Consider the following 19,460-nt stretch of genomic DNA (forward strand, 5'->3'; position numbering starts at 1 on the left):
TGGCCGTCCTGTGACTGTCCGAATCGCGGCTCTTTGCTGGCGTTTCCGACTCCTTGATGTCATCTGTCGGCCGGTACTGCGAGTAACTTCCGCCGAATTCATGAAACTGCTTGCCGTCGTTGCCCGAATGGTTGGACGATCGCGGTCCGAGATCGAAGGAGATCTTCATGTCCAGGTACGACTGGAAACTGACCGCCGGGGGACACGAGGGAATCGAACGGGCTCGTTCCGTGCTGGAATCCGCCCGGAAAGAAGTAACGACCCACCCCATTTACCAGCGGATATCCGGGCAGGAACACCTGAGGACGTTCATGGCCCACCACGTGTTCGCGGTGTGGGACTTCATGTCTCTCCTCAAGTCGCTCCAGCGCGAGCTGACCTGCGTCGACGTGCCCTGGGTGCCGCGCGGCTCGGCGGTCGCGCGCCGGCTCATCAACGACATCGTGCTGGTCGAGGAGAGCGACGAGCTGAACGGCGGCTTCACCAGCCACTACGAGCTGTACCGGGCCGCCATGGCCGAGGCCGGGGCCGACACCACCCGCGTCGACACGTTCCTCGACCTCATCGGCGAGGGCCACGACCTTTCCGCGGCCCTGCGCGTCGCCCAAGTGCCCGCGCCCGCGGCGGAGTTCGTCACGACGACCTTCGACATCATCGCCCACAGCCCGCTGCACTGCCGGGCCGCCGTCTTCGCCTTCTCCCGCGAGGACCTGATCCCCGACATGTTCGACCAGGTCATCAAGGAGGAGGGCACCGACCGCTTCCCCCTCTTCCGCGACTACCTCGCCCGCCACATCGAGGTCGACGGCGAGGAACACACCCCCATGGCCCTGCAGATGGTCACCGACCTCTGCGGCACGGACGACACCCGCTGGCAGGAGGCCGTGGAGACGGTCACCGTCGCCCTGGAGGCGAGGTCCCGCCTGTGGGACGGCATCACGGAGGCGATGACCTGACCCACCCGGCGCACGCCCCTGCGCCCCGCGCGCATCCCCCCGGGGGGGCGGGGGTGCGCGTGCTCTCGCCGATCTTTAGGCTTGCGGCCGGAAATCGCCGTAGGGGCGAAGTGAAGACGGCAACGGGGAGACGGGGACATGGCGGAATCACGTAGGCGCTTGCGGTCCAGCACGGTCGTACTCGGCGGCATGGGCGTGGTCGCCGCCGCCCTCACCTCCTGCGGCTCCGACCCGGACCGCCGCTGCGTCGACCGCGACAGCTACGACTCCCTCTACGGCTACAAGGTCGTCGCCGACAAGAACTGCAAGTCGTCCTCCGGATCCTCGTCCACCTCCGGCAAGGGCAGGAAGACCACCTCCGGCACGGCCACGACAACCGACGCCGACTGGTACTACGACGCCGACGTCGACAGAGGCTGGGCCGACTACGGCACCTTCAGCAAGAGCGAGGCCGTCGACCGGGGCGGCTTCGGCTGCTCCGGCTCCGGCAGCAGCGGCGGCTGAGCGGCCGTACGCCATGCAGCGCCACACCATCGAGCCCCGCCCCGGCTGGCAGGAGACGGTCGAGGAGCAGGGGCTCGTCTACCCGCTCACCCGCCACCCCGACGGCAGCCTGCGCCCGTACTGGGACGAGAGCGCGTACTACGCCTTCACCCTCGACGAGGTCGAGGCCCTGGAGGAGACCGTCGAGGAACTCCACCGCATGTGCCTGGCGGCGGCGGACCACCTCGTCACCGCCGGCCGCCTCGCAGACCTCGGCATCACCGACCCGCGGGTCGCCGCCGCCGTCACCGAGGCCTGGCACCGGCGCGCCGAACTCCCTTCCGTCTACGGCCGTTTCGACCTGCGCTACGACGGCACGGGCCCGGCGAAACTCCTGGAGTACAACGCCGACACCCCGACCTCCCTCGTGGAGGCGGCCTCCCCGCAGTGGTTCTGGATGGAGGAGCGCTTCCCGGGCGCCGACCAGTGGAACTCCCTGCACGAACGCCTGGTCGAGGCCTGGCGGAAACAGGCCCCGCTCCTCCCGCCCGGCAGCCCGCTGTACTTCGCGCACTCCACCGCCGACGAACTCGGCGAGGACCTGATGACGGTCGCCTACCTCAAGGAGACCGCCGAACAGGCCGGCCTCGACACGGCGTTCATCCCCGTCGAGGACATCGGCTTCGACCGGCTCTCCGGCCGCTTCGTCGACCACCGGCTCCGCTTCATCCGCAGCTGCTTCAAGCTCTACCCGTGGGAGTGGCTCACCACCGACCGCTTCGCCGGCCATGTCCTCGACACCCTCGACAACGGCGGCGGCACGGGCAGCACGATGTGGATCGAGCCCGCCTGGAAGATGCTGCTCAGCAACAAGGCGCTGCTCGCCGTCCTCTGGGAGCTGTACCCGGACCACCCCAACCTCCTCCCCGCCTACCTCGACGGCCCCCGCGAGCTGGCCGCCACCACCGGTTACGTGGCCAAACCCCTGCTCGGCCGCGAGGGCGCCGGCGTCACGATCCACGAGAAGGGCGCCGATCCCGTCGTACGCACCGACGAACCCTGCTGCTACCAGCAGCTCGCCCCGCTGCCCGCTTTCGACGGCAACCACGTCGTCCTCGGCGCGTGGGTCGTACGGGAGGAGTCCGCGGGCCTCGGCATCCGCGAGTCCTCGGGCCTGATCACCGACGAGTACGCCCGCTTCGTCCCGCACGTGATCCTCTAGGGCCGCCGCAGGGGCTGGAGGTCCAGCACCGCCCGGATCTGCTCCAGCGCCCAGTCCAGATCCTCCCCGGTGATGACCAGGGGCGGCGCGACACGGAACGTCGGGCCGCGGGTGTCCTTCACCAGCACGCCCCGCTCCACCAGCCGCTCCGACACCTCCCGCCCCGACCCGTACCCCGGCGCCACGTCCACCCCGGCCCACAGGCCCCGCCCCCGCACCGCCGTCACCCGCCCGGTGCCGGCCAGCACGCGCAGCTCCCGGTGCAGCCGCTCCCCGAGCAGCGCGGCCCGCTCCTGGTACTCGCCCGACCGCAGCATCGCGATCACCTCCAGCGCGACCGCGCACGCGAGCGGATTCCCGCCGAACGTCGACCCGTGCTCCCCGGGCCGGAACACCCCGAGCACCTGCGCGTCCGCCACCACCGCCGACACCGGCACGATCCCGCCCCCGAGCGCCTTCCCCAGCACATACACATCCGGTACGACCCCCTCGTGCTCGCACGCGAAGGTACGCCCCGTCCGGCCGAGCCCCGACTGGATCTCGTCGGCGACGAACAGCACCCCCCGCTCCCGGGTCAGCTCCCGCACCGCCGGCAGATAACCCTCCGGCGGGACGATCACCCCCGCCTCGCCCTGGATCGGTTCGAGGAGCACCGCCACCGTGTTCTCGGTCACCGCCGCCCGCATCGCCGTGAGGTCCCCGTACGGCACGATCTCGAAGCCGGGTGTGTACGGCCCGTAGTCCGCCCGGGCCTCGGGGTCGGTGGAGAAGCTGACGACCGTCGTCGTACGGCCGTGGAAGTTGTTGCCGGCGACGACGATCTTCGCCATCTCCGCCGGGACCCCCTTCACCCGGTAGCCCCACTTCCGGGCGGTCTTCACGGCCGTCTCCACCGCCTCCGTGCCCGTGTTCATCGGCAGGACCATCTCCTTGCCGCACAGCGCGGCCAGCTCGGCGCAGAACGCGGCGTACCGGTCGTGGTGGAACGCCCTCGACGTCAGCGTCACCCGCTCCAGCTGCGCCTTCGCCGCCTCGACCAGCCGCCGGTTGCCGTGCCCGAAGTTCAGCGCGGAGTAGCCCGCCAGCAGATCCAGATACCGCCGCCCCTCCACGTCCGTCATCCACGCCCCGTCGGCCGTGGCGATCACCACCGGCAGCGGGTGATAGGTGTGCGCGCTGTGCGCGTCGGCGGCGGCGATCAGCGACTCGGTCGTGCTCACAGGACCTCCCGGGATCTCCAGCGTGCGCCCTTCCCCGGTCGCTCGCATGGTGGACGCCACGCCTTCACGCGCGCGCGTGCCCGGTAGGCTGGCGGCGGGCCGTGACTGGCGCGCAGGGCCCGGTCGTCACATTCCCGTCGTCCGCCCGGAGGGCGCGCGGCGCGGCGTCTGGTGCGTGCGATCGCAAGGCGCCGGAGCACCCGCGTGGCGGAGCCACGTGGGTGGTTCGGCAACGCGGCGAGCGTGCGTGCCAGGCGTCGCGGCGCAGGCGGGAATGTGACGACCGGGCCCGAGGATGGGACGGACCATCGGGGAGCGGCCCGTAGTGATCAAGTGCCGTGCGCCTGGGCCAGCCGTGCATCGTGACCGTTCCCGACACGCCACCCGGAGGCCGACGACATGTCAGAGCAGCAGTCCCTCTCCACCGAGTCCACCGCCTTCCGCGCCGCCCTCGACGTGATCCGCGCCGTCGAGCCGCGCGTCGCCGACGCCATCGGCCAGGAGGTCCACGACCAGCGCGAGATGCTCAAGCTGATCGCCTCCGAGAACTACGCCTCCCCGGCCACCCTCCTCGCGATGGGCAACTGGTTCAGCGACAAATACGCCGAGGGCACTGTCGGCCGCCGCTTCTACGCCGGCTGCCGCAACGTCGACACGGTCGAGGCGCTGGCCGCCGAGCACGCCCGCGAGCTCTTCGGCGCCCGGCACGCGTACGTGCAGCCGCACTCCGGCATCGACGCCAACCTGGTCGCCTTCTGGGCCGTTCTCGCCGACCGCGTCGAGGTCCCCTTCCTGGAGAAGACCGGCGCCCGCCAGGTCAACGACCTCGCCGAGGCCGACTGGGCGGAACTCCGCCAGGCCTTCGGCAACCAGCGCATGCTCGGCATGTCCCTGGACGCGGGCGGCCACCTCACCCACGGCTTCCGCCCGAACATCTCCGGCAAGATGTTCGACCAGCGCTCCTACGGCACCGACCCGGCGACCGGCCTCATCGACTACGACGCCCTGCGCGTCCAGGCCCGCGAGTTCAAGCCGCTGATCATCGTCGCCGGCTACTCCGCGTACCCCCGTCTGGTGAACTTCCGGATCATGCGCGAGATCGCCGACGAGGTCGGCGCCACCCTCATGGTCGACATGGCGCACTTCGCGGGCCTCGTCGCCGGCAAGGTCCTCACCGGCGACTTCGACCCGGTCCCGCACGCCCAGATCGTCACCACGACCACCCACAAGTCCCTGCGCGGCCCGCGCGGCGGCATGGTCCTGTGCGACGATTCCCTCAAGGACCAGGTCGACCGCGGCTGCCCGATGGTCCTCGGCGGCCCCCTCCCGCACGTGATGGCCGCCAAGGCCGTCGCCCTGGCCGAGGCCCGGCAGCCCGCCTTCCAGGACTACGCCCAGCGGATCGTCGACAACTCCCGCGCGCTGGCCGAGGGCCTGATGCGCCGGGGCGCCACGCTGGTCACCGGCGGCACCGACAACCACCTCAACCTGATCGACGTGGCCTCCTCCTACGGCCTCACCGGCCGCCAGGCCGAGTCGGCGCTCCTCGACTCGGGCATCGTGACGAACCGCAACGCGATCCCGGCCGACCCGAACGGCGCCTGGTACACGTCCGGCATCCGCATCGGCACCCCCGCCCTGACGACCCGCGGCCTGGGCACGGCGGAGATGGACGAGGTGGCGGGCCTGATCGACCGCGTCCTGACGACGACCGAACAGGGCACGACGAAGTCGGGCGCCCCGAGCAAGGCGACCCACGTCCTGGACGAGAAGGTGGCGGAGGAGATCTCCCAGCGGGCAACGGACCTGGTGGCGGGCTTCCCCCTGTACCCGGAAATCGACCTCGGCTGAAGTCTTCAGGGGCGCGGGGCCGCATCATTTGCGGCTCCGCCGCGGGGCGCGACCAGCCACAACGGCGCCGCGGTTCCCCGCGCACCGCACCACCCCTCACCTCCCGGGCCAAACTCACCCTCTCCCTCTGAGAGAATGGTGAACATGGCCTCAGATCGACCCCGCGTGCTCTCCGGAATCCAGCCCACCGCAGGCTCGTTCCACCTCGGCAACTACCTCGGCGCCGTCCGCCAGTGGGTGGCCCTGCAGGAGTCCCACGACGCCTTCTACATGGTCGTCGACCTGCACGCGATCACGGTCCCGCAGGACCCGAAGGACCTCACGGCCAACACCCGCCTGGCCGCCGCCCAGCTCCTGGCGGCCGGCCTGGATCCCGAGCGCTGCACCCTCTTCGTGCAGAGCCACGTCCCCGAGCACGCCCAGCTCGCCTGGGTCATGAACTGCCTCACCGGCTTCGGCGAGGCCAGCCGGATGACCCAGTTCAAGGACAAGTCCGCCCGCCAGGGCACCGAGAGCGCCAGCGTCGGCCTGTTCACGTACCCGATCCTCCAGGTCGCGGACATCCTGCTCTACCAGGCCCACGAGGTCCCGGTCGGCGAGGACCAGCGCCAGCACATCGAGCTCACCCGTGACCTCGCCGAGCGCTTCAACGGCCGCTTCGGCGAGACCTTCACCATCCCGAAGCCGTACATCCTCAAGGAGACGGCGAAGATCTACGACCTCCAGGACCCGTCGATCAAGATGAGCAAGTCGGCGTCCACGCCGAAGGGCCTCATCAACCTCCTCGACGACCCGAAGGCCACCGCGAAGAAGGTCAAGAGCGCGGTCACGGACACCGACACGGTCGTCCGCTACGACACCGAGAACAAGCCGGGCGTCAGCAACCTGCTCACCATCTACTCCACGCTCACCGGCAAGAGCATCGCCCAGCTGGAGCAGGAGTACGAGGGCAAGATGTACGGCGCGCTGAAGACGGACCTCGCGGACGTCGTCGTCGACTTCGTCACCCCGTTCCGGGACCGCACCCAGCAGTACCTGGACGACCCGGAGACGCTGGACTCGATCCTGGCGAAGGGCGCGGAGAAGGCGCGCGCCGTCGCCGCGGAGACGCTCTCCCAGGCGTACGAGAGGGTCGGCTTCCTGCCCGCGAAGCACTGAAGGCGCTAGGAAGCACCCGGGGCGCACCGCACACTCGTTCCTCCGGGCAGAGCGCTGCACATCACTTCCTCTGCGCCTGCCCAGAGCACAGCCGTGGCCGTACAGTCGATAGCCGTACGACTGAGACGACTGAGCACGAACCCGGCACCACGACCGGCATCTCATCGGACATGACGACAGGAGACGATGTGGGGACCGTAACGATCGGCGTGTCGATCGCGGTCCCGGAGCCTCACGGCAGCCTGCTCCAGGAGCGGCGCGCGGGCTTCGGCGACGCCGCTGCTCACGGCATCCCCACGCACATCACGCTGCTGCCGCCGACCGAGATCGAGGCGAGCGCGCTGCCGGCCGTCGACGCCCACCTCACCGAGGTCGCCGCGATCGGCCGCCCCTTCCCGATGCGGCTCTCCGGCACCGGCACGTTCCGGCCCCTGTCGCCGGTCGTGTACATGAGGGTCGTCGAGGGCGCCGAGGTCTGCGCCTGGCTCCAGCAGCTGGTCCGTGACGCGTCCGGCCCGCTGGTGCGGGAGCTGCTGTTCCCGTACCACCCGCATGTCACCGTGGCGCACGGCATCGACGACAAGGCGATGGACCGGGCCTTCGAGGAACTCTCCGGCTACGAGGCCGACTGGTCCTGCACCGGCTTCGCCCTCCACGAACTGGGCCCGGACGAGGTCTGGCGCGAGCTCCGTGAGTACACGTTCGGCGGCACGACGGTGATCCCCCCGCAGTCCGCCCACGCGGACAGGGGCACCCTGCCAACACGCTGAGGGCAAGCGCCCCTCCGCGTCGTTCCCCGCGTACAGGGCAGAGTCGGATCATGGACTGGCTGAAGAAGCTTCCCGGCGTCGGGCCCTGGGTCACCCGCCTCATGGCCACGCACGCGTGGCGGTCGTACGAACGCCTCGACCGGGTGAAATGGACCCGGCTCGCCGCCGCGATGACGTTCATCAGCTTCATCGCGCTGTTCCCGCTGCTCACCCTGGCCGCCGCGATCGCCGCCGCCACCCTCAGCGAGTCCCAGCAGCAGGAACTCCAGGACAAGATCGCCGACCAGGTCCCCGGCATCTCCGACCAGCTCGACATCCACAGCCTGGTGCAGAACGCCGGCACCGTCGGCCTCATCGCCGGTGCCGTGCTGCTGTTCACCGGCATCGGCTGGGTCGGCCAGATGCGCGACTGTCTGCGCGCGGTGTGGGAGCTGCCCGACAAGGAGGAGAACCCGGTCCTGAGCAGGGGCAAGGACGCGGGCATCCTGGTCGGGCTCGGCGGCGCGGTCCTGGTCACCCTCGCCATCTCCACCGTCGCCTCCGCCCTGGTCGGCCGGATCACCGACGCCCTCGGCATCGACGAGGCGGGCTGGAGCGGCATCCTGCTGCACGTCGCCGCCTTCACCATCGCCGTCCTCGCCGACTTCCTGCTCCTCCTCTACGTCCTCACCCTGCTGCCCGGCGTCGAGCCCACCCGCCGCCGTCTGATCGTCGCGGCGCTGATCGGCGCGGTCGGCTTCGAACTGCTGAAGCTGTTGCTCAGCGGCTATATGCAGAACGTGGCAGGCAAGAGCATGTACGGCGCGTTCGGCGTGCCCATCGCCCTGCTGCTGTGGATCAACTTCACCTCGAAACTGGTCCTGTACTGCGCCGCGTGGACGGCGACGGGCAGCGCACCCGACAGCGCGGCGGGCGACGACGTCAGCGGCGACGGCGTACCAGATCCGGCAGCGGCCAGCGGCGGTTGACGACATACGCCCCGGCGGCCAGCAGCACCAGCACGCCGCCGGTGATGCCCAGCGCCGTCCACATGCCGCGCGAGCCGTCGTCGGCGACCGCACTCGCCACCGGCTGCTGCGAGCTGCCGCCCCGCCCGGCCTTGGCCGACTCGCCGGAGGACGGGTTCGCGCCCGGCTGCGCACTGGCCTGTGCGCTGGGAGCCGCCCCCTGCGGCGGGACCAGCTCACCCACCGGCGTCACCTTCCCGGCCGCCGCGAAACCCCAGTCGAACAGCTTGGCGGTCTCCTTGTAGACCTCGTTGTGGTCGCTCTTCTCCGGGTTCATCACCGTGACCAGCAGCACGCGCCCGGCCCGCTCGGCGACACCCGTGAAGGTCGCGCCCGCGTTGGTCGTGTTGCCGTTCTTCACACCCGCGATGCCCGGGTACTGCGTGACGTCGTAGTCGCCGGCCAGCAGCCGGTTGGTGTTCTGGATCTCGAAGGACCCGCGGACCTTCTTGCCCTTCTTGTTCTTCTTCGTCTCGCCCGGGAACTTGGCCGAGACGGTCGAGCAGTACTCCCGGAAGTCCTTCTTCTGCAGCCCGGACCGCGCGATCAGCGTCAGGTCGTACGCGGAGGAGACCTGGCCGGGCTGGTCGTAGCCGTCGGGGGAGACCACGTGCGTGTCGAGGGCCTGGAGCTCCTCGGCGTGCTGGTTCATCTCCTCGACCGTGTTCTCGACCCCGCCGTTCATCGCCGACAGCACATGCACGGCGTCGTTGCCGGAGCGCAGGAAGACACCGAGCCACAGGTCGTGGACCGTGTACGTCTCGTTCTCCTTTATCCCGACCAGGCTGGAGCCGGACCCGATGCCGTCCAGATCCTTCGGCACCACCTTGTGCGCGGTGGTCTTCGGGAACTTCGGCAGCACGGTGTCCGCGAACAGCATCTTCATCGTGCTCGCCGGGGGCAGCCGCCAGTGCGCGTTGTGCGCCGCCAGCACCTCGCCGGACTCGGCGTCCGCGACGATCCACGACCGCGCGGTGAGGTCCTTCGGCACCACCGGGGCGTCCCCCGCGAGCGCCACCTGTGTCCCGGCCTGCCCGAGCCGGGCCCCGCCCACGGTGGACATGGTCGCCGGGGGAGTGGCCGAGGGGGACGCGCTCTTGGAAGGAGAAGAAGGAGAAGAAGACGGAGAAGAAGACGGAGACGGACTCGGCGCGGCGAGGGAGACGGGCGCGGTCAGCGCGAAAGAGGTGAGGGACGCTGCGGTGACCAGCAGGGATCGCCTGACGGTCTGCTTCATGGGTGCGGGCACGACGGAGAACGTACCTGGCAGCCGACGGGAAGTCCCGCCGCCCTCCCCACCCCGGTCATCGAACCGGACACCCGACGGCGATACTGAACCCATGAAGCTCAGCCGCCCCCTCTCCTGGTTCCTGCTCGCCTTCGGGGTGTGGAGCTGGGTCATCTGGGTCACTTTCGTCAAGAATCTGGTCAAGGACAGCAGCGGTCTCGCGTTCGACGACGGCGAGCCCACCGCGTACTTCTGGGTGCATCTGACGCTCGCCGTCGTCTCCTTCGTATTGGGGACGGCCATCGGGGCCATCGGGTTGCGCGGTCTGCGCGCACTGCGCCGGACGTCATAGCCGATGGTGATCCTCTTCGCACTGCTCGCGCTGACGGTCCTGGTCGGCGCCAACTGGTACCTGTGGCGCCGGCTGTTCCGCGACACCACCCGCGGCCCCGGCTGGGCGCGCCGCGGCGGCGCCGTGCTGGTCGCGGGCGGCTGGGCCCTGGCGATCGGCGCCCTCGTCGGGGAGCGCACCGGCGCCCCCTTCTGGCTCCAGCGCACCCTCGCCTGGCCGGGCTTCCTCTGGCTCGCCCTGTCGATCTACCTGCTGCTGGGGCTCGTCGCGGGCGAGATCGTACGACCGCTGCTGTGCCGCTTCCTGGAGCGGCGGGCCCCCGCCGAGCAGCCCGTGCCGCAACCGCAGCCGGAGCCGGAGCCGGAGCCGGTCCCGGCGGGGGCCCGTACGAGGCCGGCCGAGCGGTCGGCCCCGGCCGCCGCCCCGGGGTCGCCGACCGGGCAGCCGGAGTCGCCGCACCCGGCCCCCGAGGCAGCCGAGCGGCCCGCCCCCGAGGGTGCCGAAAAGCGCAGCCCCGCGCCCGAGAAGGCCGACCCCGCGCCTGAAGCGGCCGAAAACCTCGCCCCCTCCCGGCGGCTCTTCGTCTCCCGGGTCGTCGGCGGCGCGGCCGCCGCCGTGGCCCTGGGGACCGTCGGCGCCGGTACCTACGGTGTGCTGCGCGGTCCGAAGGTGAAGCGGGTGACCGTCCCGCTGGCCAAACTTCCGCGCACCGCCCACGGCTACCGGATCGCGGCCGTCAGCGACATCCACCTCGGCCCGGTCCTCGGCCGGGGCTTCGCGCAGAAGGTCGTCGACACGATCAACGCCACGCAGCCCGACCTGATCGCCGTCGTCGGCGACCTCGTCGACGGCAGCGTGAAGGACCTGGGCCCGGCGGCCGCCCCGCTCGCCGGGCTGCGGGCCCGGCACGGCAGCTTCTTCGTCACCGGCAACCACGAGTACTTCTCCGGCGCGGCCCAGTGGGTCGACGAGGTGCGCCGGCTCGGCATCGACCCCCTGGAGAACGAGCGCACCGAACTCCCCTGGTTCGACCTCGCCGGCGTCAACGACGTCGCAGGTGAGAGCGAGGGGCAGGGCCCCGACTTCAACCGGGCCCTCGGTGACCGGGACACCACGCGCGCGTGCGTGCTCCTCGCCCACCAGCCCGTGCAGATCCACGACGCCGTACGCCACGGAGTCGACCTCCAGCTCTCCGGGCACACCCACGGCGGCCAGCTCTTCCCCGGCAACCTGATCGCCGAGGCCGCGAACCCGACCCTGGCCGGCCTGGAGCGCTACGGCGACACCCAGCTGTACGTCTCCCGGGGCGCCGGCGCCTGGGGCCCGCCCACCCGCGTGGGCGCACCCTCGGACATCACGGTGATCGAGCTGGCATCCCGTCAGGCGTGAGGCGGAGTCTGAGAGAAACCTGTGAAACCGGGCGGAAACAGCGCGTCGGTAAGTTCTTTCCCATCTACCCAGAAGTCCCTTCCGCCCGCTGAAACACGTGTGGTTAGGTGAGCCCCGCCACCAAGGGGGGTGGCTTTCTGGGGAGTTCTGGGCCTTCCTATGGCCCGGGGAGGGCAGGGCATCACCATGCGCTCGGTTCGCATGCGGATCCTCGTGACACTTCTGGTTCTCGCGGTTGTGGGTGTGGGCGGCTGGCAGTTACTGCCGTCCCAGCAGAACAGCGGCGCCACCATCACCGTGGGCACGACGGACACCATCACGTCACTCGATCCGGCAGGCGCCTACGACGCCGGTTCCTGGGCGTTGTTCAGCAACGTCTTCCAGTCGCTGCTGACCTACGCGCCGGGCGGCGTCTCGCCCGTCCCGGACGCCGCCAGGAGCTGCTCCTTCCCGAAGGGCGCCCTGACGACGTACACCTGCGAGCTGCGGGACGACCTCACCTTCCCCAGCGGCCGCAAGGTGACCGCCGAGGACGTGAAGTTCTCCTTCGACCGGGTCAAGAAGATCAACGCCGATGTCGGTCCGGCCTCGCTGCTGTCCACCCTGAAGTCGGTGGACGCCGCCGGACAGAAGGTCACCTTCCATCTGACGACCCCGGACGCCACGTTCCCGTTCAAGGTGGCCACCGGCGCCGGCTCGATCGTCGACCAGACCCGCTACCCGGCCGACGGCCTGCGCACCGGCACCTCCGTCGACGGTACGGGCCCGTACACGCTGACGTCGTACACGAAAGGCAAGCGGGTCCACCTCGAACCCAACTCGCGTTACAAGGGCGCCGTGAAGGCGGGCGCGCCGGTCGAACTGCGCTACTACGCCGACCCGGACGCCCTGGAGAAGGGGTGGAAGGCCAAGGACATCGACGTGGCCACCCGGCAGCTGCCGCCCGCCGTCCTCGCCGCCCTCAACGCCAGCGACCCCGAGATGCGGGTCAGCGAGGCCGACAGCTCCGACACCCGCAACCTGTACTTCAACACCCGTGAGTCGTCGCCGCTGAACTCCACGGACGTGCGCAGGGCGGTGGCCTGGCTGATCGACCGTGAACAGCTCGCCGCGACCGTGTACGACGGCACGGTCGACCCGCTGTACTCGCTCATCCCGGCCGGCCTCACCGGCCACACGACCTCGTTCTTCGACACCTACCCCGAGCGGAGTTCCCAGAAGGCCCGCAAGCTGCTGGAGGAGGCCGGCGTCAGCATCCCGGTCGGCTTCACCTACGGCTACGGCCTGGGCAGCGGTGCCGCCGCGGCCGAGGCGAAGGAGCTCAAGCGGCAGCTGGAGGCCTCCGGGCTGTTCAAGGTGAACGTCAAGGGGTACGAGTGGACCGACTTCCAGAAGCGGTGGGCGAGCGGCAAGCTCGACGCGTACGCCGTCGGCTGGGTCGCCGACTACCCCGACCCGGACACCTACGCGGGCCCGCTCGTCGGCACCGACTCCACCATGAACACCGGCTACAGCAGCAAGACCGTCGACCGCTACATCACCGACAGCCAGCAGTACGCCGACCGCAGCCAGGTCGCCGACGACTTCAAGAACCTCCAGCAGGCCATCGCCGACGACGTGCCCGTGATCCCGCTGTGGCAGCGCAAGGAGTACGTCGTCACCGACGCGGACATCGGCGGCGGCCAGTACCTGGCCGACGGCAACGGCGTGTTCCGCCTGTGGGCCCTGAACTGGATCTGATCCTGCCCGTTCGGGCATGCGTCCCCGCCACACCGGGCAGTCACCACTCGGGGTGACCATGTGACGGAGCTGTGTGCGGGGTGAGGAGCAGAGGTGCTGAGACGCAACTCCTTCCGGCTGCCCCGGCATCCGGCGTCCGTCGGCCTGGCCCGGCGCCGGGTGCGGGACCATCTGGCGAACTGGGGGCACGGCCCCGACGACCGGGCGCTGACCGACGCGGTCCTCGTGGTGTCCGAGCTGGCCACCAACGTCATCCGCCACGGACCCCTGCGGGAGCGGGAGTTCGAGGTGGCGGTCACCGCGCTCGCGGACGGCTCCTGCCTCATAGAGGTCTCCGACGAGGACCGCCACGAACCCCGGCCGCGGAGAGTCGCCGAGTGGGAGGAACACGGCCGCGGCCTACACCTCGTAGAACACCTCACCACCGCGTGGGGCGTGTGGGGGAGGGGAAGCCACGGCAAGACGGTATGGGCCTTGGTCCTGGCAAGCCCCTGAGCGGGCGCGTCAGCGCCCCAAAGGGCGCGGGGCTGTATCGATATGCGGCTCCGCCGCGTGGGCGCGACCAGCCACAACGGCGCCGCACCCAAACGGCAGTTCCACCGTCACCCCGAGCCCCTCGCCCGGCGCCGTCCGCACGCTCACCTCGCCGCCGTGGGCCCGCACCACACCCTGCACGATCGCCAGCCCCAGCCCGCTGCCCGCGCCGCCGCCCGCCCGGAAGAACCGGTCGAAGACCCGCGCCGCGTCCTCCGACGCCAGCCCCGGCCCCTCGTCCCGCACCGACAGCCGTACGACCCCGTCCACGCGCTCCACGCCGAGCCGCACCGGCACCTCGGCGGGTGTGTGCGTGCGCACGTTGGCCACCAGGTTGCCCAGGACCTGCCGCAGCCCCGACTCGTCGGCCCGCATCAGCAGCGCCCCGTCCGCGTCGACCGTGACCGGCCGGGCCGGCTGCTGCGCCCGCAGATCCTGGGCCGCGTCCCGGACCAGCCGGCTCACGTCCACGTTCCGCAGCCGCAGTTCGGGTCGCTGGTCCAGGCGGGCCAGCGTGAGCAGTTCGTCGACGAGCCGGCCCATCCGGTCCACCTCGCCGTTCATCCGTTCCCAGGCCCGCTTCCGCTCCTCCGGCTCGCGCAGCATCCCCTGGTCGTACAGCTGGAGGTAGCCGCGTATCGCGGACAGCGGGGTGCGCAGCTCGTGCGAGGCGTCGGCGACGAACCGGCGCAACTGGCCCGCGCTGCGCTCGCGTGTGCGGTACGCCGTCTCCACCTGGTGGAGCATCGAGTTCAGGGCGAGCCGCAACTGCTCCACCTCCAGGCTGGTCTCCCGGCTGGAGGGCACCCGCCGGGTCAGATCGCCCTCCGCGATCGCCGACGACGTCTCCACCATGTCCTCCAGCGGCCGCATCCGCCGCCGCACACTGAACAGGGTGAGACACGCGAGCAGTGCCAGCAGCAGGGTGCCGACGGCGAGGTCCAGCTTGAGGGCCTTGACCATGCCCCGGTGCAGGGCCTCGGTGGAGGTCGCCATCAGGACGTAGGTGCCGTCCCCGAGCCGGGTGGCCGTGACCCGGTAGGCAGCGCCCCGCATGCTGACGTCGCCCGGGTCGGGGGCGAGGGTGAGCGCGTGCGGGTCGCGCACGGCGGCGGCGAGGTCGCGCTGGGCCGCGGTGGGCGGCACGCCGAAGAGGGACACGGCCCGGCCGGTGCCGTCGGTGGCCGTGAAGACCGTGTCCGCCGCGGACTCCTCGTCGCTCTCCCCGGGCGCGATCCGGTCGCGGAGGAAGCTCAGCGCCGACAGCGAGTCCAGCTTCCGCAGGGTGAGCCCCGTACCGGCGATCGAGTCACGGGTCTTGACCAAGTCGGAGTCGATCTGATCCAGCAGATAGTGCCGCATCCCCATCAGGCTGACCGCGGTCGCCGCGACGATCCCGATCGCGAGCAGCGCCACGTTCGCCAGCGTCAGCTTCACCCGCAGCGAGTGCATGCCCCGCCCGCACCGCAGGGCCCGCAGCCTCCTCATGCCAGTCCGTACCCCACGCCCCGCCGGGTGGTGATCACCGGGGGGCCGAGGGTGTCCAGCTTGCGGCGCAGATAGCTGATGTAGGTCTCGACGACCGTCGACTCCGGTGGTGTGTGCTCGTACTGCCAGACATGGCGCAGGAGTTGCTCCTTGGGCACGATCCGGCCGCCGTTGCGCACGAGGAAACGCAGCAGCGCGTACTCGGTGGGGGTCAGCTCGACCGAGCGGCCCGCGCGGTGCACGCTGTACGTCGTCTCGTCCAGCTCCAGGTCGCCGTAGCGCAGCGGCGGGCGCTGCGGCAGGACGTCCGCCGGGCGGGTGCGCCGCAGGACCGCGCTGATCCGGGCGACGACCACGTCGATGTCGAACGGCTTGGTGATGTAGTCGTCGCCGAAGCCGAGCGCGCCGACGATCTCACCCGGCGCGTCGCGCGCGGTGAGGAACACGAGGGCCAGGTCGGGCCGCCGCTCGCGCAGTTCGCGCCCGAGCGCCCGGCCGTCGCCGTCGGGCAGCATGACGTCGAGCAGCGCGACGTCGGGCCGGGTGCGCCCGGCCAGGGCGAGGGCCTCGCGGACCGTGCCCGCGATCATGACCTCGAAGCGGTGGTAGCGCAGCGCGATGGCGAGGACGTCCGCGATGCTCGGCTCGTCCTCCACGACCAGCACGGTGCCGGGGGCCGTCGACATGTCCCCAGTATCGGCGGGCCCACTGACAACCGGGCCGGTTCCCGCTTTGGAGTTACTTGAGAGTCATGGCGGGTCGATGTCCACGCGCGTGTGCCGACGCCGATGCTGTTGCCCAGGACCTGGGGGACCCGTCGACTGTGAGTGAGGAGTTGCGCATCGTGGCGGCATTGGCACGCTGGTGCTACCGGCATCGGCTGGTGGTCCTGTTGCTGTGGGTGGGGGCGCTGTTCGGGCTGGGATTCTCGGCCTCGACGGCGGGCACGGACTACGCGAACGTGTTCTCCCTCCCCGACACGGACTCCAAGAAGGCGTACGACCTGATGGAGAAGGCGTTCCCCGCGCGCGCGGGCGACACCGACACCGTCGTCTGGAAGGTGGACGAGGGCACGGTCCGCGACCAGGACGTACGGTCCCGGATCCGGCCCGCGCTGGAGAAGATCGCGGACATGAAGGGCGTCGGAGAGGTCACCAGCCCCTACGCCGGCGAGCAGGGCGCGGGGCAGATCAGCCGCGACGGGCGGATCGCGTACGCCCAGATCACCTTCGCCGACCAGGCGAACGCGGTGCCCAAGGAGCTCGTCCAGGACGTCGTCGACACCGCGCGGGACGCCGAACGCGACGGCCTGGAGGTCGAACTGGGCGGCCAGGCCATCCAGCGCGTGCAGGAACCGCCCACCGGCCTCGCCGAGATGGTCGGCCTGGTCGCCGCCGCGATCGTCCTGTTCCTCGCCTTCGGCTCCCTCTTCGCGATGCTGCTGCCGCTCGCCGTGGCGGTCTTCGGCGTCGGCACCGGACTGTTCTCGACCCAGCTGCTCAGCCATGTCACCGACATCCCCGACCTGTCCCCGCTGCTGTCCTCCCTGATCGGCCTGGGCGTCGGCATCGACTACGCCCTGTTCATCGTCACCCGCCACCGCAAGGGCATCCTGCGCGGCCTGGCGCCGGAGGAGTCGGCGGTCGTCGCCCTCAACACCTCGGGCCGCGCGGTGCTGTTCGCGGGCGGCACGGTCTGCATCGCCCTGGCCGGCATGCTGGTGACGAACCTGCGCTTCCTGGACGGCGTCGTCGTCGGCACCTCGCTGACGGTCGTCCTCAGCGTCCTCGCCGCCACCACCCTGCTGCCCGCCCTGCTCGGCTTCCTCGGCCCGCGGGTGCTCAGCCGCAGGCAGCGCCGGCGCCTGGCCGCCGAGGGCCCGGAGGAGGAGCGGACGAGCGGCCCGGCGGCCCGCTGGTCGGCGGGCGTGCAGCGCCGCCCCCGTACGGTCGCCGCGCTCGCGCTGGTCGTCATGGCCGTCCTCGCGCTGCCCGTGCTGTCACTGCGCCTGGGCGCCACCGACCAGGGCAACGACGACGCCTCCACCACCACCCGCAAGGCCTACGACCTGCTCGCCGAGGGCTTCGGGCCGGGCTTCAACGGCCCGCTCCAGGTGGTCGTGGACGGCACCGACACCACGGCGCTCGTCAAGGGCATCGAGGCCGCGCCGGGCGTGGCCCAGGCGGCGGCGCTGCCGCCCGCGCAGGGCGTCACCGTCATCCAGGTCGTCCCCACGACCTCGCCCCAGTCGGAGGAGACGGACGCCCTCATCGACCGGCTGCGCGACGACGTCATCCCGGAGGCGGGAGCGCAGGCGCACGTCGGCGGGGTCACGGCGGTCTCCAAGGACTTCGCGACGGTCACCGGCGACCGGCTGCCGCTGTTCGTCGTGACGATCATCGGCCTGGGCTTCCTGCTCCTGCTGATCGCCTTCCGCTCCCTGGTGGTGCCGCTGACCGCCGCCGTGATGAACCTGATCGCGGCCGCCGCCTCCTTCGGCGTCCTCGTCGCCGTCTTCCAGTGGGGCTGGGGCCTGGAGCTGCTCGGCCTCGGCAAGGAGGGCCCGATCAACGCCTTCCTGCCGGTCATCATGCTGTCCCTGCTGTTCGGCCTGTCGATGGACTACCAGGTGTTCCTGGTCAGCCGGATGCACGAGGAGTGGGTGCACACGCGCGACAACGCGCGCGCGGTGCGCGTGGGCCTCGCCGAGACCAGCCGGGTCATCAACTCCGCCGCCCTGATCATGGTCTGCGTGTTCCTCGCGTTCGTCCTCAGCGGCGACTCGGGCGGGGCGATGGCCGGTGTGGGCCTCGCGGCGGCGGTCGCCCTGGACGCGTTCATCCTGCGTACGGCACTCGTGCCGGCCGCGATGCATCTGCTCGGCGCCTCCAACTGGTGGCTGCCGGCCTGGCTGGAGAAGCGGCTGCCGCATCTCGCGGTCGAGCCCAAGGAGGAGGACGTCACGCTCTCCGCCGCCCCGGGGGACGGCCCCGCGACGGCCGTCCACGGCTTCGTGCGCGACGTCTCCGGCGACCCGGTGGAGAACGCCTCGGTCGCCCTGCTGTCCAAGGGCGGCCGCCCGCTGGACCAGGTGACCTCGCTGGCCGACGGCTCCTACATCGTCTCCGTCCCGTCGCCGGGCACGTATCTGCTGTCGACGACGGCGGCGTCGTACACCACCCAGGCCCGTCAGGTGACCGTCGGGGGCGAGCCGCTGGTGTACGACGTGGAACTGGCGCAGATGTCGGAGGTCAACTGACCGACGGGCCGGCGGCCGACCGCTGACCGCGCTTCTTCTTCTGCGGGTCCGGCAGGGCGTTGGTCATGCCGGGCAGGAAGTCCGTGAAGAGTTCGTGGATCTCCAGGACGAGAGGCCGCAGGATGCGGAACCGGGCGAGCGCCACACCCCGCGCGGTGAGGCGCGCGCCCCGTTCCGCGAGCCGGTAGCTGCGCTCGCGGCCCTCCGTGCGGTCGTAGATCCAGTACATGACGAGGCCCATCTGCGCGAGCCACATCAGCTCGGGCAGCACCTCGCGCAGTTCCTCGGGCACCTTCGCCTTCGAGCCCGCGAGGACCTCCTTGTGGACGGCGATCGCCTCCACGCGCGCGTGCTCCGACTCCGCCGAGAAGGGGCTGAGCGGGCTGTCGGGGTCGGCGGCGTTCTTGAAGAACTGCACCGCGAACTCGTGGTACGGCGTCGCCACGTCCAGCCAGACCCGCAGCACGCCCGCCATCCGGGCCTCCAGGCTGGTCTCCCGGGCCAGGAGCTCGCGGACCGCCTCGCGGTGCTCGGCCGCGAGACGGTCGTAGAAGCCCTGGATCAGCCACTCCTTGCCGGCGAAGTAGTAGTAGGCGTTGCCTACCGAGACCCCGGCCTCCTGGGCGATGGCCCGCATCGTGGTCTTGTCGTAGCCGCGCTCCTGGAACAGCCGCATCGCCGTCTCCAGGATCAGCGCGCGGGTCTGCTCGGACTTCGAGCCGGTCGTCGGGGACGGCTCGCGGGGCTCGGCCGGGGGAGCGGGCTCGGTGCGGCCCCCGTCGGCGGACTCGTTCATGGCGGAC

The 19,460-nt window shown here is 71.0% G+C and carries 17 protein-coding genes; 12 read left to right on the forward strand and 5 right to left on the reverse strand.

The window, feature by feature from the left end; all coding sequences use genetic code 11:
• The first annotated feature begins 167 nt into the window (after positions 1-167).
• From ACLZN2_RS37820 to ACLZN2_RS37830, 3 genes are all read left to right on the forward strand, one after another.
• Positions 168-956 carry a DUF3050 domain-containing protein gene (locus ACLZN2_RS37820; RefSeq protein ID WP_416984114.1) on the forward strand — a complete coding sequence of 263 codons (789 nt, stop codon included), beginning with the start codon at positions 168-170 and terminating at the stop codon, positions 954-956.
• A gap of 138 nt (positions 957-1,094) precedes the next feature.
• Positions 1,095-1,460, forward strand: coding sequence for a hypothetical protein (locus tag ACLZN2_RS37825; RefSeq protein ID WP_416984115.1), 366 nt, complete (start codon positions 1,095-1,097; stop codon positions 1,458-1,460).
• Between the two features lie 13 nt (positions 1,461-1,473).
• A complete protein-coding gene (locus tag ACLZN2_RS37830; protein WP_416984116.1) occupies positions 1,474-2,661 on the forward strand; it encodes a glutathionylspermidine synthase family protein in 1,188 nt (395 codons plus the stop codon).
• On the opposite strand, the gene rocD is transcribed toward ACLZN2_RS37830, so the two are convergent.
• Positions 2,658-3,881, reverse strand: a complete 1,224-nt coding sequence (gene rocD, locus ACLZN2_RS37835) for an ornithine--oxo-acid transaminase (RefSeq protein ID WP_416984117.1) — start codon at positions 3,879-3,881, stop codon at positions 2,658-2,660. The two genes, ACLZN2_RS37830 and rocD, sit on opposite strands and share 4 nt — an antisense overlap.
• Positions 3,882-4,280: 399 nt before the next feature.
• Here rocD and ACLZN2_RS37840 point away from each other — a divergent pair, with 399 nt between their 5' ends.
• From ACLZN2_RS37840 to ACLZN2_RS37855, 4 genes are all read left to right on the forward strand, one after another.
• Positions 4,281-5,732, forward strand: a complete 1,452-nt coding sequence (locus tag ACLZN2_RS37840) for a glycine hydroxymethyltransferase (RefSeq protein ID WP_416984118.1) — start codon at positions 4,281-4,283, stop codon at positions 5,730-5,732.
• 144 nt (positions 5,733-5,876) lie between these two features.
• On the forward strand, positions 5,877-6,890 hold the full coding sequence (gene trpS, locus ACLZN2_RS37845; RefSeq protein ID WP_416984119.1) for a tryptophan--tRNA ligase: 1,014 nt from the start codon (positions 5,877-5,879) through the stop codon (positions 6,888-6,890).
• A 188-nt stretch (positions 6,891-7,078) separates the two neighbouring features.
• Complete coding sequence (locus ACLZN2_RS37850; protein WP_416984120.1) at positions 7,079-7,660, forward strand: 2'-5' RNA ligase family protein; 582 nt, start codon at positions 7,079-7,081, stop codon at positions 7,658-7,660.
• A gap of 50 nt (positions 7,661-7,710) precedes the next feature.
• Entirely contained in the window at positions 7,711-8,628 is a 918-nt protein-coding gene (locus tag ACLZN2_RS37855; protein ID WP_416984121.1) for a YihY/virulence factor BrkB family protein, read from the forward strand.
• On the opposite strand, the gene ACLZN2_RS37860 is transcribed toward ACLZN2_RS37855, so the two are convergent.
• A complete protein-coding gene (locus ACLZN2_RS37860; protein WP_416984122.1) occupies positions 8,582-10,069 on the reverse strand; it encodes a D-alanyl-D-alanine carboxypeptidase in 1,488 nt (495 codons plus the stop codon). The two genes, ACLZN2_RS37855 and ACLZN2_RS37860, sit on opposite strands and share 47 nt — an antisense overlap.
• Here ACLZN2_RS37860 and ACLZN2_RS37865 point away from each other — a divergent pair.
• The 4 genes from ACLZN2_RS37865 (at position 10,008) to ACLZN2_RS37880 (ending at position 13,871) form a co-directional block, all read left to right on the forward strand.
• A complete protein-coding gene (locus ACLZN2_RS37865; protein WP_416984123.1) occupies positions 10,008-10,247 on the forward strand; it encodes an SCO4848 family membrane protein in 240 nt (79 codons plus the stop codon). The two genes, ACLZN2_RS37860 and ACLZN2_RS37865, sit on opposite strands and share 62 nt — an antisense overlap.
• 3 nt (positions 10,248-10,250) lie before the next feature.
• Complete coding sequence (locus ACLZN2_RS37870) at positions 10,251-11,636, forward strand: metallophosphoesterase (protein WP_416984124.1); 1,386 nt, start codon at positions 10,251-10,253, stop codon at positions 11,634-11,636.
• A 186-nt stretch (positions 11,637-11,822) separates the two neighbouring features.
• A complete protein-coding gene (locus ACLZN2_RS37875; protein WP_416984125.1) occupies positions 11,823-13,376 on the forward strand; it encodes an ABC transporter substrate-binding protein in 1,554 nt (517 codons plus the stop codon).
• 93 nt (positions 13,377-13,469) lie between these two features.
• On the forward strand, positions 13,470-13,871 hold the full coding sequence (locus ACLZN2_RS37880) for an ATP-binding protein (RefSeq protein WP_416984126.1): 402 nt from the start codon (positions 13,470-13,472) through the stop codon (positions 13,869-13,871).
• Positions 13,872-13,880: 9 nt separating this feature from the next.
• Here the strand turns inward: ACLZN2_RS37880 and ACLZN2_RS37885 are convergent, their stop codons facing one another.
• Complete coding sequence (locus tag ACLZN2_RS37885; protein WP_416984127.1) at positions 13,881-15,398, reverse strand: sensor histidine kinase; 1,518 nt, start codon at positions 15,396-15,398, stop codon at positions 13,881-13,883.
• Positions 15,395-16,084 carry a response regulator transcription factor gene (locus tag ACLZN2_RS37890; RefSeq protein ID WP_416984128.1) on the reverse strand — a complete coding sequence of 230 codons (690 nt, stop codon included), beginning with the start codon at positions 16,082-16,084 and terminating at the stop codon, positions 15,395-15,397. The genes ACLZN2_RS37885 and ACLZN2_RS37890 overlap by 4 nt, the downstream gene beginning before the upstream one ends.
• 167 nt (positions 16,085-16,251) lie before the next feature.
• Between ACLZN2_RS37890 and ACLZN2_RS37895 the strand changes: the two genes are divergently transcribed.
• Entirely contained in the window at positions 16,252-18,657 is a 2,406-nt protein-coding gene (locus tag ACLZN2_RS37895; protein WP_416984168.1) for an MMPL family transporter, read from the forward strand.
• On the opposite strand, the gene ACLZN2_RS37900 is transcribed toward ACLZN2_RS37895, so the two are convergent.
• Entirely contained in the window at positions 18,650-19,453 is an 804-nt protein-coding gene (locus ACLZN2_RS37900) for a TetR family transcriptional regulator (RefSeq protein ID WP_416984169.1), read from the reverse strand. The two genes, ACLZN2_RS37895 and ACLZN2_RS37900, sit on opposite strands and share 8 nt — an antisense overlap.
• Positions 19,454-19,460: the final 7 nt, after the last annotated feature.

Origin of the sequence: Streptomyces sp. T028 (assembly GCF_048159505.1) — a bacterium.
Lineage (GTDB): Bacteria > Actinomycetota > Actinomycetes > Streptomycetales > Streptomycetaceae > Streptomyces.

What these genes read in the sequence shown, in the direction of transcription:
- ACLZN2_RS37820 (WP_416984114.1), top strand. Translation starts at nt 168, where the DNA reads ATGTCCAGGTACGACTGGAAACTGACCGCCGGGGGACACGAGGGAATC.
- ACLZN2_RS37825 (WP_416984115.1), top strand. Translation starts at nt 1,095, where the DNA reads ATGGCGGAATCACGTAGGCGCTTGCGGTCCAGCACGGTCGTACTCGGC.
- ACLZN2_RS37830 (WP_416984116.1), top strand. Translation starts at nt 1,474, where the DNA reads ATGCAGCGCCACACCATCGAGCCCCGCCCCGGCTGGCAGGAGACGGTC.
- ACLZN2_RS37840 (WP_416984118.1), top strand. Translation starts at nt 4,281, where the DNA reads ATGTCAGAGCAGCAGTCCCTCTCCACCGAGTCCACCGCCTTCCGCGCC.
- trpS (WP_416984119.1), top strand. Translation starts at nt 5,877, where the DNA reads ATGGCCTCAGATCGACCCCGCGTGCTCTCCGGAATCCAGCCCACCGCA.
- ACLZN2_RS37855 (WP_416984121.1), top strand. Translation starts at nt 7,711, where the DNA reads ATGGACTGGCTGAAGAAGCTTCCCGGCGTCGGGCCCTGGGTCACCCGC.
- ACLZN2_RS37865 (WP_416984123.1), top strand. Translation starts at nt 10,008, where the DNA reads ATGAAGCTCAGCCGCCCCCTCTCCTGGTTCCTGCTCGCCTTCGGGGTG.
- ACLZN2_RS37860 (WP_416984122.1), bottom strand. Translation starts at nt 10,069, where the DNA reads ATGACCCAGCTCCACACCCCGAAGGCGAGCAGGAACCAGGAGAGGGGG.
- ACLZN2_RS37870 (WP_416984124.1), top strand. Translation starts at nt 10,251, where the DNA reads ATGGTGATCCTCTTCGCACTGCTCGCGCTGACGGTCCTGGTCGGCGCC.
- ACLZN2_RS37875 (WP_416984125.1), top strand. Translation starts at nt 11,823, where the DNA reads ATGCGCTCGGTTCGCATGCGGATCCTCGTGACACTTCTGGTTCTCGCG.
- ACLZN2_RS37885 (WP_416984127.1), bottom strand. Translation starts at nt 15,398, where the DNA reads ATGAGGAGGCTGCGGGCCCTGCGGTGCGGGCGGGGCATGCACTCGCTG.
- ACLZN2_RS37890 (WP_416984128.1), bottom strand. Translation starts at nt 16,084, where the DNA reads ATGTCGACGGCCCCCGGCACCGTGCTGGTCGTGGAGGACGAGCCGAGC.
- ACLZN2_RS37900 (WP_416984169.1), bottom strand. Translation starts at nt 19,453, where the DNA reads ATGAACGAGTCCGCCGACGGGGGCCGCACCGAGCCCGCTCCCCCGGCC.